The 13,457-nt window shown below is 69.6% G+C and carries 11 protein-coding genes; 6 read left to right on the top strand and 5 right to left on the bottom strand.

All coding sequences use genetic code 11. The features are described 5' to 3' along the window. Positions 1 to 7 precede the first annotated feature (7 nt). Together F0U63_RS21090 and F0U63_RS21085 are read right to left on the bottom strand one after the other, a co-directional pair. A complete protein-coding gene (locus F0U63_RS21090; protein ID WP_395847706.1) occupies positions 8 to 391 on the bottom strand; it encodes a ComEA family DNA-binding protein in 384 nt (127 codons plus the stop codon). A 3-nt stretch (positions 392 to 394) separates the two neighbouring features. Continuing rightward, complete coding sequence (locus tag F0U63_RS21085) at positions 395 to 1,624, bottom strand: aspartate kinase (RefSeq protein ID WP_395847705.1); 1,230 nt, start codon at positions 1,622 to 1,624, stop codon at positions 395 to 397. A gap of 158 nt (positions 1,625 to 1,782) precedes the next feature. On the opposite strand from F0U63_RS21085, the gene hutH reads away from it, so the two are divergent. After that, the gene (gene hutH / locus F0U63_RS21080; protein ID WP_395847704.1) at positions 1,783 to 3,309 is read left to right on the top strand and encodes a histidine ammonia-lyase; all 1,527 of its coding nucleotides are present in this window, start codon (positions 1,783 to 1,785) and stop codon (positions 3,307 to 3,309) included. Positions 3,310 to 3,311: 2 nt separating this feature from the next. On the opposite strand, the gene F0U63_RS21075 is transcribed toward hutH, so the two are convergent. Both F0U63_RS21075 and F0U63_RS21070 read right to left on the bottom strand, forming a co-directional pair. Beyond that, on the bottom strand, positions 3,312 to 4,196 hold the full coding sequence (locus F0U63_RS21075) for an NAD(P)-dependent oxidoreductase (protein ID WP_395847703.1): 885 nt from the start codon (positions 4,194 to 4,196) through the stop codon (positions 3,312 to 3,314). Positions 4,197 to 4,322: 126 nt separating this feature from the next. Beyond that, entirely contained in the window at positions 4,323 to 5,663 is a 1,341-nt protein-coding gene (locus F0U63_RS21070) for a hypothetical protein (protein ID WP_395847702.1), read from the bottom strand. 169 nt (positions 5,664 to 5,832) lie between these two features. On the opposite strand from F0U63_RS21070, the gene F0U63_RS21065 reads away from it, so the two are divergent. The 5 genes from F0U63_RS21065 to F0U63_RS21045 all read left to right on the top strand — a co-directional run bounded on the left by F0U63_RS21065 (position 5,833) and on the right by F0U63_RS21045 (position 12,528). Further along, on the top strand, positions 5,833 to 6,909 hold the full coding sequence (locus F0U63_RS21065; protein ID WP_395847701.1) for a Kelch repeat-containing protein: 1,077 nt from the start codon (positions 5,833 to 5,835) through the stop codon (positions 6,907 to 6,909). Positions 6,910 to 7,104: 195 nt separating this feature from the next. Then, positions 7,105 to 7,692 carry a hypothetical protein gene (locus F0U63_RS21060; protein ID WP_395847700.1) on the top strand — a complete coding sequence of 196 codons (588 nt, stop codon included), beginning with the start codon at positions 7,105 to 7,107 and terminating at the stop codon, positions 7,690 to 7,692. A 77-nt stretch (positions 7,693 to 7,769) separates the two neighbouring features. Beyond that, entirely contained in the window at positions 7,770 to 9,923 is a 2,154-nt protein-coding gene (ppk1, locus tag F0U63_RS21055) for a polyphosphate kinase 1 (RefSeq protein WP_395847699.1), read from the top strand. A gap of 86 nt (positions 9,924 to 10,009) precedes the next feature. Then, positions 10,010 to 10,711: a YebC/PmpR family DNA-binding transcriptional regulator gene (locus F0U63_RS21050; RefSeq protein WP_395847698.1), complete on the top strand. Its 702-nt coding sequence runs from the start codon at positions 10,010 to 10,012 to the stop codon at positions 10,709 to 10,711. Then, positions 10,708 to 12,528, top strand: coding sequence for a tyrosinase family protein (locus tag F0U63_RS21045; protein ID WP_395847697.1), 1,821 nt, complete (start codon positions 10,708 to 10,710; stop codon positions 12,526 to 12,528). The genes F0U63_RS21050 and F0U63_RS21045 overlap by 4 nt, the downstream gene beginning before the upstream one ends. Before the next feature lie 162 nt (positions 12,529 to 12,690). Here F0U63_RS21045 and F0U63_RS21040 read toward each other — a convergent pair whose 3' ends face one another. Then, on the bottom strand, positions 12,691 to 13,062 hold the full coding sequence (locus F0U63_RS21040; RefSeq protein WP_395847696.1) for a nuclear transport factor 2 family protein: 372 nt from the start codon (positions 13,060 to 13,062) through the stop codon (positions 12,691 to 12,693). Positions 13,063 to 13,457: the final 395 nt, after the last annotated feature.

Below are 13,457 nucleotides of genomic sequence, written 5' to 3'. Positions count from 1 at the left end.
CTGGCGCCTAGCGCAACTCCGTCGCCGCCCGGAGCGTCGCCAGCCTGGCCGATCCCACACCGGGAACGGAGGCCACCTCGTCCCATGAGGCGAACGGCCCTCGCCGCGCCCGCGTCCGCACCAGCTCACGGGCCAGGGATGCTCCCACGCCAGGCACCCGGGCGAGGTCCTCCTCGGAGATCCGGTTCAAATCCAGCTTCTGGCCCAGCAGCAGGCGCTGCGGGGCGGAGGGTGGCTCGCCCGTGCCGCACCGGGCGATTCCCTCCACCACCCGCACCTCGCCCGGCGCACAGTCCAGCGCGGGCTCGGTGGAGGGCCCGAGCACGCGCGCCACCACCCCCAGGCCCCACAGCCCGAGCGCGGCCACCGCGAGCGCGCCGGTGCGGTTCACCCCTCAGCCCACCGTGGCGGGCTTGTCCAGACCGAACGCGGTGTGCAACGCGCGCACGGCCAGCTCGGTGTACTTCGACTGGACGAGGCAGGAGACCTTGATCTCCGACGTGGAGATGACCTGGATGTTGATGCCCTCCTGCGAGAGCACCTGGAACATCTTCGCCGCCACGCCCGAGTGGTTGCGCATGCCCACGCCCACGATGGAGATCTTCGCCACGTCGCTGTCCGTCTCCACGCCGCCGGCCTTGATCTCCCGGGCCACCTGCTCCACGGCCTCGCGGGCCTTGGTCAGGTCCGTCTTGCCCACGGTGAAGGACACGTCCGTCTTCCCGTCGCGCGAGGCCGTCTGGACGATCAGGTCCACCACGATGTTCTTCTCGTCCAAGGTGCCGAAGATCTTCGCCGCCACACCCGGCATGTCCGGCACGCCACTGATGGCGAGCTTCGCCTCGTTCTTCTCGTAGGCGATGCCGCTGACAACCACGTTCTCCATCGACTTGTCCTCCTCACACACCAACGTGCCCGGATCGTCCGAGAAGGACGACTTCACCCAGAGCGGCACCTTGTACTTCATCGCGAATTCGACCGAGCGGATCTGCAACACCTTGGCCCCCAGGCTCGCCAGCTCCAGCATCTCCTCGTAGGAGATGCGGTCGAGCTTGCGCGCCGCGGGGCACACGTTGGGATCCGTCGTGTAGACACCGTCCACGTCCGTGTAGATCTCACACGCGTCCGCCTTGAGCGCCGCGGCCAGCGCCACCGCCGTGGTGTCCGAGCCGCCGCGCCCCAGCGTGGTGACGTTGCCCTGCTCGTCCTGGCCCTGGAAGCCGGCCACCACGACGATGTGCTTCTGCTTGAGCGCCTCGACAATGCGCTCCGCCTCGATGCGCTTGATGCGCGCCTTGGCGAAGGTGCTGTCGGTGACGATCTGCACCTGGTGGCCCAGGAAGCTGGTCGCCTGGGCCCCCTGCGCCTGGATGGCCAGCGCCACGAGCCCGATGGAGACCTGCTCCCCGGTGGCGACGACCACGTCCTGCTCGCGCTCGTTGGGCCGGTCGGTGATCTGGGAGACGAGCTTGAGCAACCGGTTCGTCTCTCCCGACATGGCGGATACCACCACCACCACATCGTGCCCGGCCGCCTGGGCCGCGATGCAGCGGCGGGCCACGTTCTTCATTCGCTCTGTGTCGCCGACGGACGTGCCGCCGTACTTCTGGACGATCAAGGCCACCTGGGCTGCTTCCTCCTAAGGAGCGGCCACCGTAGTGAGGTGGCCCCGGGCTGTCAAAAGGTCCCGGAGGGGGACGGGCTGCACATGCGCCCGGGTTGAGATAAGAGAGAACGCCCCTCGCGCGGCCCCGCCGCCCGACAGTCCCTGGAGCTGCTCACATGTACCGTCCCCGACTTCTGATCGATGGAGACACCCTCCGCCTGGAGGAAATCCTCCAGGTCGCCCGCAACGAGGCGACCGTGGAACTCTCCCCCGAGGCGGAAACGTGCGTGCGGGCCTCGCGTGATCTCGTGGAACGCGTGGCCGCCGGAGACGCGCCCGCCTACGGCATCAACACCGGCTTTGGCACCCTCGCCGAGGTGCGCATCGACAAGAAGGACTTGTCGGAGCTGCAGCGCAATCTCATCCTCTCGCACGCCGCCGGCGTGGGCACTCCCATGTCCCTGCCCGAGGCGCGCGCCCTGCTGCTGCTGCGCTGCAACGTGCTCGCCAAGGGCTTCTCCGGCATCCGCCTGGAGACGCTGAAGCTCGCCCTGGACATGCTCAACAAGGACGTGGTGCCGGTGGTGCCCGAGCGCGGCAGCGTGGGCGCCTCGGGAGACCTGGCGCCGCTGGCGCACCTGGCGCTCGTCTTCATCGGCGAGGGCGAGGCCTTCTACCAGGGCCAGCGCATGCCGGCCCGTCAGGCGCTGGAGCGCGCCGGCCTCAAGCCCGTGGTGCTCGAGGCCAAGGAGGGCCTGGCGCTCGTCAATGGCACCCAGGCCATGTGCGCCGTGGGCACGCTGCTGCAACTGCGCGCCGAGTCGCTCGCCCTGGTGGCCGACATCGCCGGCTCCATGACGCTCGAGGGCCTGCTCGGCAGCCACAAGCCCTTCCTGCCGGAGATCCAGGACGTGCGCCCCCACGAGGGCCAGAAGGCCGTCGCCGCCCACCTGTTGCGGCTGCTCGCGGGCAGCGATCTGGTGGAGACGCACGTGAACTGTAGCAAGGTGCAGGACCCCTACTCCCTGCGCTGTATGCCCCAGGTGCACGGCGCGGCGCGCGAGGGGCTCGCCTTCGGCCGGCGCATCCTCGAGGTCGAGGTCAACAGCGCCACGGACAACCCGCTCGTCTTCGCCGACACGGGCCGCATCATCTCGGGCGGCAACTTCCACGGCCAGCCCATCTCGCTCGCCATGGACGTGACGGCCATGGCGCTCACCCAGCTGTCCTCCATCAGCGAGCGGCGCGTGGAGCAGCTCGTCAACCCGGCCCTGTCCAACCTGCCCCCCTTCCTGGCCAAGAACCCGGGCCTCAACTCGGGCTTCATGATCGCCCAGGTGACGAGCGCCGCGCTCGTCGCCGAGTCGCGCGTGCTCTGCCACCCCGCCTCGGTGGACTCCATCCCCTCGTCCGCCGGCCGCGAGGACCACGTGTCCATGGGCATGACCGCGGCGCTCAAGGGCCGCCAGGTGGCGGACTTCACCCGCACGTGCCTCGCCATCGAGCTGCTCGTGGCCAGCCAGGCGCTCGACTACCGGCTGCCGGTGAAGGCCGGCCGGGGCCCGCGCGCCGCGCATGAGCTGGTGCGCAGCCGCGTGCCCACCATGGAGAAGGATCGCGAGATCCACCGCGACATCGAAGCCGTCTGCGAGCTCATCGACTCGGGCCAGCTCCTGCAGACCGTGCGTCACGCCACGGCCTAGGCCTACTCCTTCAGGCCCGCCTCCTGGGCGATCTGCCGGGCGAGCACGGCGAAGTCCAGGTCCTGCTCGCCCCGGGCCCGGGCCGCGAGCCACCGGTCGCGCACCAGGGAGGCCAACGGCAGCGGAACGGACAGCGCCTCTCCCGCCTCGAGCATCAGCCGTGTGTCCTTCGCCGCCAGCGTCACCGGCACGCCCTGGGGGCCATAGGCGCGATCGAGGATCAGCCGGCCGTAGTTCTTGTGCACGGGCGCCGAGAAGAAGCTCTCGGTCAGCACCTCGAACACCCGGGCCCTGTCCAGGCCGCCCTTCTCCGTCAGGGCGAACACCTCGCCGAGCTGCTCGATGGTGGAGAAGATGAGGAAGTTGCAGCACAGCTTGAGCAGGTGCGCCTGGGCGGGCGCCTCCCCCACGACAAAGAGGCGCTGTCCCAGTCCCTCCAGCACCGGGCGCGCGGTGGCCACCGCCCCCGCCTCTCCCGCCGCCATCACGAACAACTTGCCCTGGGCCGCCGCGGGAGGCCGACCCAGCACCGGAGCCGCCACGTAGCCCTGCCCCTTCTTCGCGTGCGCGTCCGCCAGCCGCTCGGAGAGCTTGGGGGAGATGGTGCTGGTGCCCACGTGGACCGCCCCGGCGCCCAGCCCCCGCGCGAGCCCGTCCTCCCCCAGCACCACCTGCTCCACCGCCGCGTCATCCGCGAGCGAGGTGATCACCACCTCGGCCCCCGCCGCCGCCTCCGCCGGAGACGCGGCCCGGCGCGCGCCCGCCTCGACGAAGGGCGCCGCCTTGTCCGGCGAGCGGTTCCACACCGTGAGGGCATGGCCGCCCTTGAGCAGATGGCCCGCCATGGCACTGCCCATGGCTCCCAGTCCGATGAATCCGATCTTCATGAAGTCTCCTCTTGGAAATGAGACGTGGCGCCATCCAGTCCACGCCAGAATCCGAGGAGACCGGGAGCTTTCCCGCGTGAAGGGGCGACTAGTGAACGCCCCTTCGCCGCCGGGAAGCCGGAGGGCTCAGCGACGGGGACCCCGGCCGCCGCCCGACACCTGCCGCAACGACACATCATCCACGTACGTGCCCGAGCCCGTGGAGCGGCCCACGTCCCTCAACTCCACGCGCGAGCTGGGACCCTCCGCCCGGACGCGCAGCACCACGTACGTCCAGGCCGTGTCCGACAACTTCTGGCCGCTGGCCTCCAGGCGAGTGATCACCTCTCCGTTCCACAGCACCTCCAGGGCATTGTCCCGCGCGTCCGTCCCCGGACGGGCGGAGAACGCCAGCCGCAGCTCGTACTCGGCCCCCGGGCGCGTGGAGACGTCCTGCTGGATCGTGGTGTTGTCCTGGCCATCCAGCTCCACGAGCTGAGCGCCCTGGGCGGCGCTGCCCGCCACGTTGTTCTGCAACTCGATGGTGCGTCCGGCCGCGCGCCGCCATCCCGGCAGCTCACCCAGGCTCTGGAAGCTGCCCCGCCGCAACGAGGGCTGCTCGAAGTCTCCGTTGAACAGCAGGTTGCCGTCCGGAGAGGAGTCCGGCGGCGGAGGACCCGGGGGCCCGGGAGGACGCGGCGGGGAGCGGGGCTGGAGCGCCAGGCGCAGGTCGCGGATGGCATGCAACGCGTTGGCGTCCCCCGTCGCCGCCCCGATGCCCAGGCCCGTGAAGGACGTGTTCACCTGGCCGCGCCAGTCGATCTGCAAGGCCCCATCCAGATAGACGCGGATGCCGTCGCGCTCCACCTCGACGCGCAGCGTCGCCCAGCGATCATGGGTGTAGACGGCGGGATTGCGCCGGGAGGCCAGCGCGCGGCCCGTGCCATCCGTGAGGAGCAGCCCGCGCTCCTCCCCGTAGAGCGTCACGTGCACGCCATAGCCCGAGCCATCCGTCACGAAGGCGCGGCCACTGCCCGTGGGCAGCACGTCCCGGCGCGACAGTGGCCGCCGGCCAAACATCAGCACCAGCCCGTCTCCCGTGTCCCAGGGGCCGCCCCCCTTGCGGTTGTAGGTGTTGAAATCGAATTGCACCGCGAAGGGCGCCTGCACCGGCTGGTTGTTCAGGAAGATCGCGCCCGCGGCGCCCGAGCGGTTCTCGGGCACGAGCACCATCCGCTCACCCTCGGCGCGCGGATAGCCCGGGTTGCGCGTGGCGAGCACGTTGAAGCGGGAGGACTCGTTGAAGCGCAGCGGGGGACTCTCGCTCAGGGCGTAGGACCAGGGGGACTGTTGCCACTCCTGCTCCCGCTCCTGCCGGGGTCGCAACTCCTGCTCCTGCGCCCGGCCCTCTCCGGTGACCAGCGTGGCCACCAACGCGGCCGCCGTGCCCAGCAGACGCAGCCCCCCATGACTTCTCTTGCGATGCATTGCGTAATCCTTCGTGCGACGCCGCCCGCGAGTGGGCGGCCCATGTCGTGCGTGCTCCGACGCGGCCTCTTTCGCCTTATTCAGGACACTCGCCGGCCCTTCGTCCTGTCGTACCCTGCGCGGGACCCACCGACTCCAGGTGGGTTCATTGACCAAGGAAAAACACCCCATGAAGTTCCAAGTCTCATCCCTGGTGATGATGGGTTGGTTGTCCATGTCGTCCGCGGCGATGGCGAGCGGAACCGAGGCCCCGAGCACGGGCGTCGGCTCCTGGACGCCCACCGCCCTCAAGGCCCTGCCCTACCCCACCAACAGCGCCGTGCGCCTGCGCGCCACGGGCGAGGTGATGGAGTCCTATCAGGGCTTCGTGCAGCGCTATAACCCATACACCGATACCTGGCGGGTCATGAACCCCGTCTGCTCGCCGGGCTTCTGCCGCATCTATTCGATGGTGCAGTTGGGCTCGGGCCAGGTCCTGGCGATCGCGGGCGTCAACTCCAGGTTCGAGGATTCCTGGAGGCTCAAGACGTACGATCCGGCCACCGATCTCTGGATCGATCTCCCCAGGAACCCGGGTCTGACCCGCGCGGACTTCTCCCTGACGGTGTTGGGCTCGTCGAACAGGGCGCTCCAGGCCGGAGGATTCGACATCACGCTCGGCGAGCACGTTCCCCAGAACCGGGCGGAGGAGCTGGATCTGTCCACGCAGACCTGGACCCCGGTGGCGAGCATGAACTCGCCGCGCTCCGGCCACCTCGCGACGGTGCTGTATTCGGGCAAGGTGCTGGTGGTGGGCGGCGAGCCGGAGGGCTCGGCCACCGCCGAAATCTATGATCCCTCCAAGAAGACCTGGACCCTCACGCCCCCGCCCCCCTACCTCCATCGCCCCCGGCAGGCCATCCGCCTCAACTCGGGCCAGGTGATGGTGCTGGTGGACGGCGACAGCCCCACCGAGGCCGAGACGCACCTGTACGATCCCTACAACTCGCGCTGGCTCGCGGGCCCGCCGCTGCCGTTCGCCGCCCCCTCCTCCACCACGCTGCTCTACTCGGGCGAGGTGCTGGCCTTCAACGACGCCGGACAGGCGGCGGTGTATGACCCCGCCCAGAACGCGTGGCTGCCCGCGGCGTCCGCGACCCAGGCCCCGCCCTACACCCCCACCTTCGGGGTGCTGCTCCACACGGGTCAGGTGTTGAGGGTGGGGGGCGCCTTCGACGCGCCCATCTCCGAGCGCTTCACCCGCTGAGCCTCCACCGAGGTGCCCGACGCCCCCACGTCCGGCGCCGGGCACCCACCCCTCCGGCCCCCGGGTCCGAGACGCCTTTCCTGCAACGGACACAATCCCTCGTCAGGGCGTGACTGAATGAACGAAGCACGCCTGCCCCCCTGGCCGCTCCGTGCATGAGCACTAGATTTCTCTACCCCGAAAGAGGAGAAATCCATGAAGCCGCTCCCGATCCGCCGCCCCGTTGCCCTGACGACGCAGAAGCGCGCCTGCACCCTGAGCGTGACGCGCGTCACACTCGAGCAGCGGTTGGGACGCCCGCGCGTGCACGAGGACGAGGGCGATGGGCTGGGGCCCCGCTACCGGTGGGAGTCCACCTGTGAGTGTGGCCTGGAGCTGTTCATCGATCTGCCCATCCACGCCGCCGGGGAAGAGGGCGAGGCGACGCTGTGGATGGACCACGTCGAGGTCGACCACGCGCTCGCGCACCTGGGCCTCGCCCCGCGGCACGTGCGCTGGCGCCTGGACATGCAACACCCCCTGCCCCTGGATGGCTGGGCGCTGGTGCGTCAGGACGAGTTCGGCAACCGCTTCGATCTGTGCATCCTCCCGCTCCAGGCCCATGCCGAGTGCCTGGGCAAGCTCTTGAGCACGCGCGCCACCCGGCGCTCCTTCCAGGTCGAGCCCCGAGGCACGCCTCCCCGCCAGGGCTGGGCCGTCATCCGCCAGGACGCCCAGGGCAACCAGTACGAGGTGGCCGTACACCCCCAGCCGCGGCACGCCTCGCGGCTCGTCGGCGCCTGAGAGCGCTCAGCTTCAAAGTTCACAAATCCCGCCGTGACGCTCTGCTAGACCGCCCGGTCTGACCTAGAGAGCGCAACATGCCCAAGCGCGCATCCAGCAAGAACATCTCCAGCAAGACCGCCGAGCGCGACGTCATCCCCCCCGGCACGGACGTGTCGGACGGCAGCCTGTTCTTCAACCGCGAGCTGTCCTGGCTCGCCTTCAACAACCGCGTGCTCCAGCTCGCCGAGGACCCCTCGGTCCCCCTGCTGGAGCGCGTGAAGTTCTGCGCCATCTACGCGCGCAACCTCGACGAATTCTTCATGATCCGCGTGGCGCGGCTGCACGAGCAGCTGAGCAACCGCGTCGCCCGGCTCGTGCCCGATGGCTCCACCCCGGGCGACACGCTCGCCAAGATGCACGAGCGCATCCTCGAACAGGGCAATCGCCACGCGGATTGCTTTGAGCGCCAACTGCGCCCCGCGCTGGCGGAGAAGGGCATTCGCATCTACTCCATGAAGGAGCTGGACGCGGAGGGGCGCGCCCTGATGGAGCAGCGCTTCCGCGAGCAGATCTTCCCCGTGCTCACCCCGCTGGCCATCGGCCTGGGGCGGCACTTCCCCTACATCTCCAACCTGTCGTTGAGCCTGGCGGTGCTGCTGCGGGATCCGGTGGCGGACACGGAGAACGTGGCGCGGGTGAAGGTGCCCAAGGAGCTGCTCTCGCGCTTCGTGCCCCTCAAGGGCGGCACGTCCTTCGTGCCACTCGAGGAGGTCATCGCCCACCACCTCGGCGCCCTGTTCCCGGGCATGGAGGTGTTGGACCAGGGGCTGTTCCGCGTCACCCGGGACGCGGACTACACCGTGTCCGAGGATGCCGAGGATCTGCTCGTGGCGGTGCAGACCGAGCTGCGCCAGCGCCGCTTCGGCGACGTCATCCGCCTGGAGGTGCAGGCGGGGATGAACCCCAAGCTGCTCGAGCCCCTCATGGATGCGCTGTCGCTCGAGCCCCAGCATCTCTACGAGGAGCACGGCCTGTTGGACCTGTCGGACCTGATGGCCATCGTCTCCACGCCCGGCTTCGCCGAGCTGAGGGATCCGCCCTGGACGCCCGTCACCCAGCCCCGGTTGCAGTCGGAGGACGACGGCGAGGTCACCCCGGTGATGACGGCCATGCGCCGCGGCGCCCTGCTCGTCCACCACCCGTATGAGTCCTTCACCACCTCGGTGGAGCGCTTCGTCACCGAGGCGGTGGAAGACCCGGACGTGCTCGCCATCAAGCAGACGGTGTACCGCACCTCGGACAAGTCGCCGCTGGTGCCCGCGCTCATCCGCGCCACCGAGCGCGGCAAGCAGGCGGTGTGCATGGTGGAGCTCAAGGCGCGCTTCGACGAGCGCACCAACATCCGCTGGGCGCTCGCGCTGGAAGAGGCCGGGGTGCACGTCGTCTACGGCATTCCCGGCCTCAAGACGCACGCCAAGGCCATCCTCATCGTGCGCCGCGAGGGCGAGAAGGTGCGCCACTACGTGCACGTGGGCACCGGCAACTACAACTCCAAGACGGCCCGGCTCTACACCGACCTGGGCCTGTTCACCACGGACCCGGACATCGGCGCCGACGTGGCCGACCTGTTCAACTTCCTCACCGGCTTCGCCCGTCCCAAGTCCTTCCGCAAGCTGCTCGTGGCCCCCGTCAACATGCGCGAGGGCCTGCTCGAGGAGGTCCGCCGCACCATCGCCCAGCACACCCCCGAGACGCCCTCGCGCATCGTGTTGAAGATGAACGCGCTGGTGGATCCGGTGATGATCCGCGCGCTCTACGACGCCTCGCGCGCCGGCGTGAAGGTGGAGCTCAACATCCGCGGCATCTGCTGCCTGCGCCCCCAGGTGCCCGGCGTCTCGGAGAACATCCGCGTCGTCTCCACGCTCGGCCGCTTCCTGGAGCACTCGCGCGTCTACCTCTTCGAGCGCGGCGGCGAGACGCGCTGCTACATCGGCTCGGCGGACCTCATGCCGCGCAACCTCGACCACCGCGTCGAGGCCCTCACCCCCGTGGAGGATCCCGCCCTCGTCGCCCAGGTGCGCGACATCCTCGACCGCTGCCTCGCCGAGAACACCCATGCCTGGGTGCTCCAGGCCGATGGCGCCTGGCTGCGCCGTCCCCCGGAAGGCGAGAAGCGCTGGGCCCAGCAGGAGTTGATGGAGCGCGCGGTGCGCATGGCCCAGGCCTCCACCGGCCGGCCCCTCCCCTGAGCGGCGCCCTCCCCCCACGTGGCTCCCGGACAAAGCGCTCGGTTCCGTATTGAACCGGCGCGCCCCCGGAGGTAGGAGCGCCTGTCATGGGCGCTCAGTGGAAGCACAAGGGCCGCACGGAGCACGCGGCCGCGAAGGGCCGGCTGTTCACCAAGCTGGTCAAGGAACTCATCATCGCCGCCAAGGCGGGCGGGCCCGAGGTGGCCTCCAATCCCCGGCTGCGTCTGGCCGTCGATCAGGCCAAGAAGGCCTCGATGCCGCGCGACACGCTGGAGCGCGCCATCAAGAAGGGCGCGGGCCTGTTGGATGAGCCGGTGAACTACGAGCTCGTCACCTACGAGGGCTTCGCGCCCCACCAGGTGCCGGTGATCGTCGAGTGCCTCACCGACAACAAGAACCGCACCGCCACCAACATCCGGGTGCTCTTCCGCAAGGGGCAGATCGCCACCACGGGCGCGGTGTCGTGGGACTTCAACCGGATGGGCGTCATCGAGGCCTCGCCCCCGGAAGGCGGCGCCGACGCCGAGGCCGCCGCCATCGAGGCGGGCGCGCAAGAGCTGGAGCCCGGAGACGAGGGCGGCACGCGCTTCCTCACCGCGCCCACGGACCTGGACGCGGTGAGCCGCGCCCTCTCGGGCCTGGGCTGGACGGTGAGCGCGCAGAACCTCGCCTGGATCGCCAAGAATCCGGTGCACCTGGAGGGCGAGCAGCGCGCCGAGGTCGAGTCGTTCCTGGAGGCCATGGACGAGGACGACGACGTGCAGAACATCTACGTCGGTCTCAAGTGAGCCGCGAGGAGCTGAACACCCGGCTGCGGGAGCTGCTGTCGAGCCGGGAGCCGGAGTCCCACGCGATCCCCCGGGCGCCCGAGGGAGGCCTGTCGCTCTTCGAGCCGCCCTCCCCCGAGCATCGCTTCCTGCCCTCGCTGCCCGCGCACCTCGAGCAGGCGCTGTCCACGGCCGCCCACTTCATGACGCTGGCCAATGCCCGGCCCGGGGAGGAGGGACTCGCGGCGGTGTTGGACGCGGCGAAGTGGGGCGTGCGGTTGGGCGATCCCGAGTGGGTGCGGTACGCGCTGCGGCTCTTCCTCGCCCACCACCCCGAGGGCCGCGCCCTCACCGTGCCCCCGCTGCACGAGCGCGCCCCCCACCTCGTGCTGCCCTCGCGCCGGACGATGCCGCCGCGCAAGGGCTCGCCGGGCGTCCCGGGCGCGGAGGTGTGGCTGGACTACTTCCGCGAGGACACCGGACTGAACGAGGCCGTCGAGACGTGGCGGGTGCGGTACCCGGCCGCTGGCCATCCGGACCCCGCCCAACCCTCCCGGCGCGTGCTCCCCGCCCGGCACGCGGAGGCGTTCTGGCACACGCATCAGCAGTTGCTCGCCCGCTACGACACGGAGCGCCTGTCCTTCGGCATGCCCCGCACGGCGCCCCTGCAAGACTTCACGGCGCCCCTCAACGAGGCCTATGACTCCCGCCTGCCCGGCTTCGCGCCCCGCCCTCCCGGGCTGAGCCTCCAGGGCGTGCCCGGCTACAGCGTCGAGGACCATGCCACCCGGAGGGATCGGCTCTGCGCCGCGGCCTCCTCGGGACTGCTGTGGCACGGGGACACGCCCATCGACATCGAGAATGTGGAGCAGCTCGCCCACACGGTCGAGTCCACGCCCGAGTCCCTCGATGGCGAGGCCTGGCGCGACCCGCGCGGCCCCCATGGCGCGTATCACCACCTGGGAGAGCTGCTCGTCGCCTGTCTGCACGCGCCGAGGGACACGAGCCGCCTGCCCGGCGTGCTGGCCTCTCCGGCCACGGCGGCGAGGGATCCGCTCTTCTACCGCTGGCACCGCCACGTGGACGACATCCTCGACGCGTGGCGGAGCACGCACGAGGCCCCGCACGATCTGTCCGAGCAGACCCCGGTGCGGATGCGCGCGTGGATGACCGAGGGCCCGGCGCCCATGCACCAGAGCCCGGACCTGCTGCTGTGTCTGGACAAGGACGTGCCCGGGATGGGCTCGCCGGACTTCGACGGGCAGCGCTGGGGCGAGGAGCAGTTCGGAGGAGAGCACTGGGACGGGCGGCCTCCCTCCTTCCCGATGACCACGCACGTGCTGCGCACCCACCTGGCGCAGCGCCCGGTGCGGCTGCCGGATGGCTCGGAGGTGCTCAAGCCGAGGCTGGAGCACGAGCCCTTCTCCTACTTCCTGCGGATGGAGAACCTGCTGCCGCGCGAGCAGCGGGTGACGGTACGCATCCACCTGGTGGCCGAGCCCTTCGTGGACGAGCGGCGGATGTGGATGGAGATGGACTGCTTCGTCCACACGCTGCGGCCCTCGGAGCGCGCGGTCCTCTTCCGTCCGTCCCATCTGGCGACCGTGGTGCGGGAGCGGGGCTGGCCCGCGCACCTGCTGCTGCCCCGAGGACGGCGCGAAGGCATGCTCTTCCGCTTCCAGGTGACCGTCACCGGCGAGGGCCAGGAGACGGAGACCTCGGGCGAATGGGGCTATCCCTTCAACCGGCCCTTTCCCCCGGGCCAGCGCATCGTGGATCTGTCCAAGCGGCCCGACGTCGCCACGCGCAACATCTGGCTCATCCACGAGGAGGGCTGAGTCATCGCGTGGCGTGAGGGTGGAAACCGCGCCGGCGGCCCTCGGCGTGGTCCTCGTCATGCACATGAATTGCGGAAGAACCACGTCACTGGGGCAAGCCCAAGGTAGCCGTTGCACCGCTCTCTTGAGCGTGACGGCTCCCGTCGAAACCGACGGCCGCGGCTATTTGATCGGGAACATGGCATTCCCGGAGATCGTCTTTTCGGCGACGATCTCCTCTTGGATCACGTCCCAATGCTCCACGAAGCGCCCGTTCAGGACCTTGAAGATGTCGACGCCGATCATGGTCTTGTCGCCCCAACCGACATAGCGACCGTGGATCATCACGAACTCGCCGTCTTCGAGGACGAGGCCGGGTTCGTAGCGGAAGTCTGCCTTCAGGCTCGGGATTGTCTTGCGGAAGAAGTCCGTCCCGTTCGGCATGCGCGGGTTGTGCTGGATGTATCCAGGGTCCCAATACTTTTCGAGGACCGTCAGGTCCCTGTCGACGAACAGCCCGGTCATTGCCGCGATGACGAGTTCTTTGTTGCTCATTTTCGCCTTTCAACGTTCTCCGAGTGGAGTGGCTTGAACATCGCAGCGATGGGCGCTCCCCGCCAGTGGCGTCATTGACAATGTTCGGTCTATTCTTGCCAGACGTCGGCGGCACCGCGGCCCACCTCAGCGACTCCGGGCGCGTCCAAGCGTGGGGTGCGCTCCTTCTTCGGCTCCTCCCTCGTCGCGGCAAAGGACGGGCTCTCCGCCTCCGGCCTCGCCCCTGCTTGGGGGACCAGATGGACCCAGGCATGGAGGTGCTCACCGTTCCCCCCACTCTCTCCGAGCCCAGGGTGATGACAGTTGTCACCAGGCAGGACCTCTCCTCGGTAAAAGCCCATCTGAGGGTGGTGACGATTGTCACCAGATGACAACCGCCCGCACTTTCGCAATAA

This window comes from Cystobacter fuscus, assembly GCF_044360685.1.
Lineage (GTDB): Bacteria > Myxococcota > Myxococcia > Myxococcales > Myxococcaceae > Cystobacter > Cystobacter fuscus_C.
The sequence above is the reverse complement of the archived record's forward strand: the minus strand, read 5'-3'. Positions and strand labels throughout refer to the sequence as shown.

What these genes read in the sequence shown, in the direction of transcription:
- hutH (WP_395847704.1), top strand. Translation starts at nt 1,783, where the DNA reads ATGTACCGTCCCCGACTTCTGATCGATGGAGACACCCTCCGCCTGGAG.
- F0U63_RS21075 (WP_395847703.1), bottom strand. Translation starts at nt 4,196, where the DNA reads ATGAAGATCGGATTCATCGGACTGGGAGCCATGGGCAGTGCCATGGCG.
- F0U63_RS21070 (WP_395847702.1), bottom strand. Translation starts at nt 5,663, where the DNA reads ATGCATCGCAAGAGAAGTCATGGGGGGCTGCGTCTGCTGGGCACGGCG.
- F0U63_RS21065 (WP_395847701.1), top strand. Translation starts at nt 5,833, where the DNA reads ATGAAGTTCCAAGTCTCATCCCTGGTGATGATGGGTTGGTTGTCCATG.
- F0U63_RS21060 (WP_395847700.1), top strand. Translation starts at nt 7,105, where the DNA reads ATGAAGCCGCTCCCGATCCGCCGCCCCGTTGCCCTGACGACGCAGAAG.
- ppk1 (WP_395847699.1), top strand. Translation starts at nt 7,770, where the DNA reads ATGCCCAAGCGCGCATCCAGCAAGAACATCTCCAGCAAGACCGCCGAG.
- F0U63_RS21050 (WP_395847698.1), top strand. Translation starts at nt 10,010, where the DNA reads ATGGGCGCTCAGTGGAAGCACAAGGGCCGCACGGAGCACGCGGCCGCG.
- F0U63_RS21040 (WP_395847696.1), bottom strand. Translation starts at nt 13,062, where the DNA reads ATGAGCAACAAAGAACTCGTCATCGCGGCAATGACCGGGCTGTTCGTC.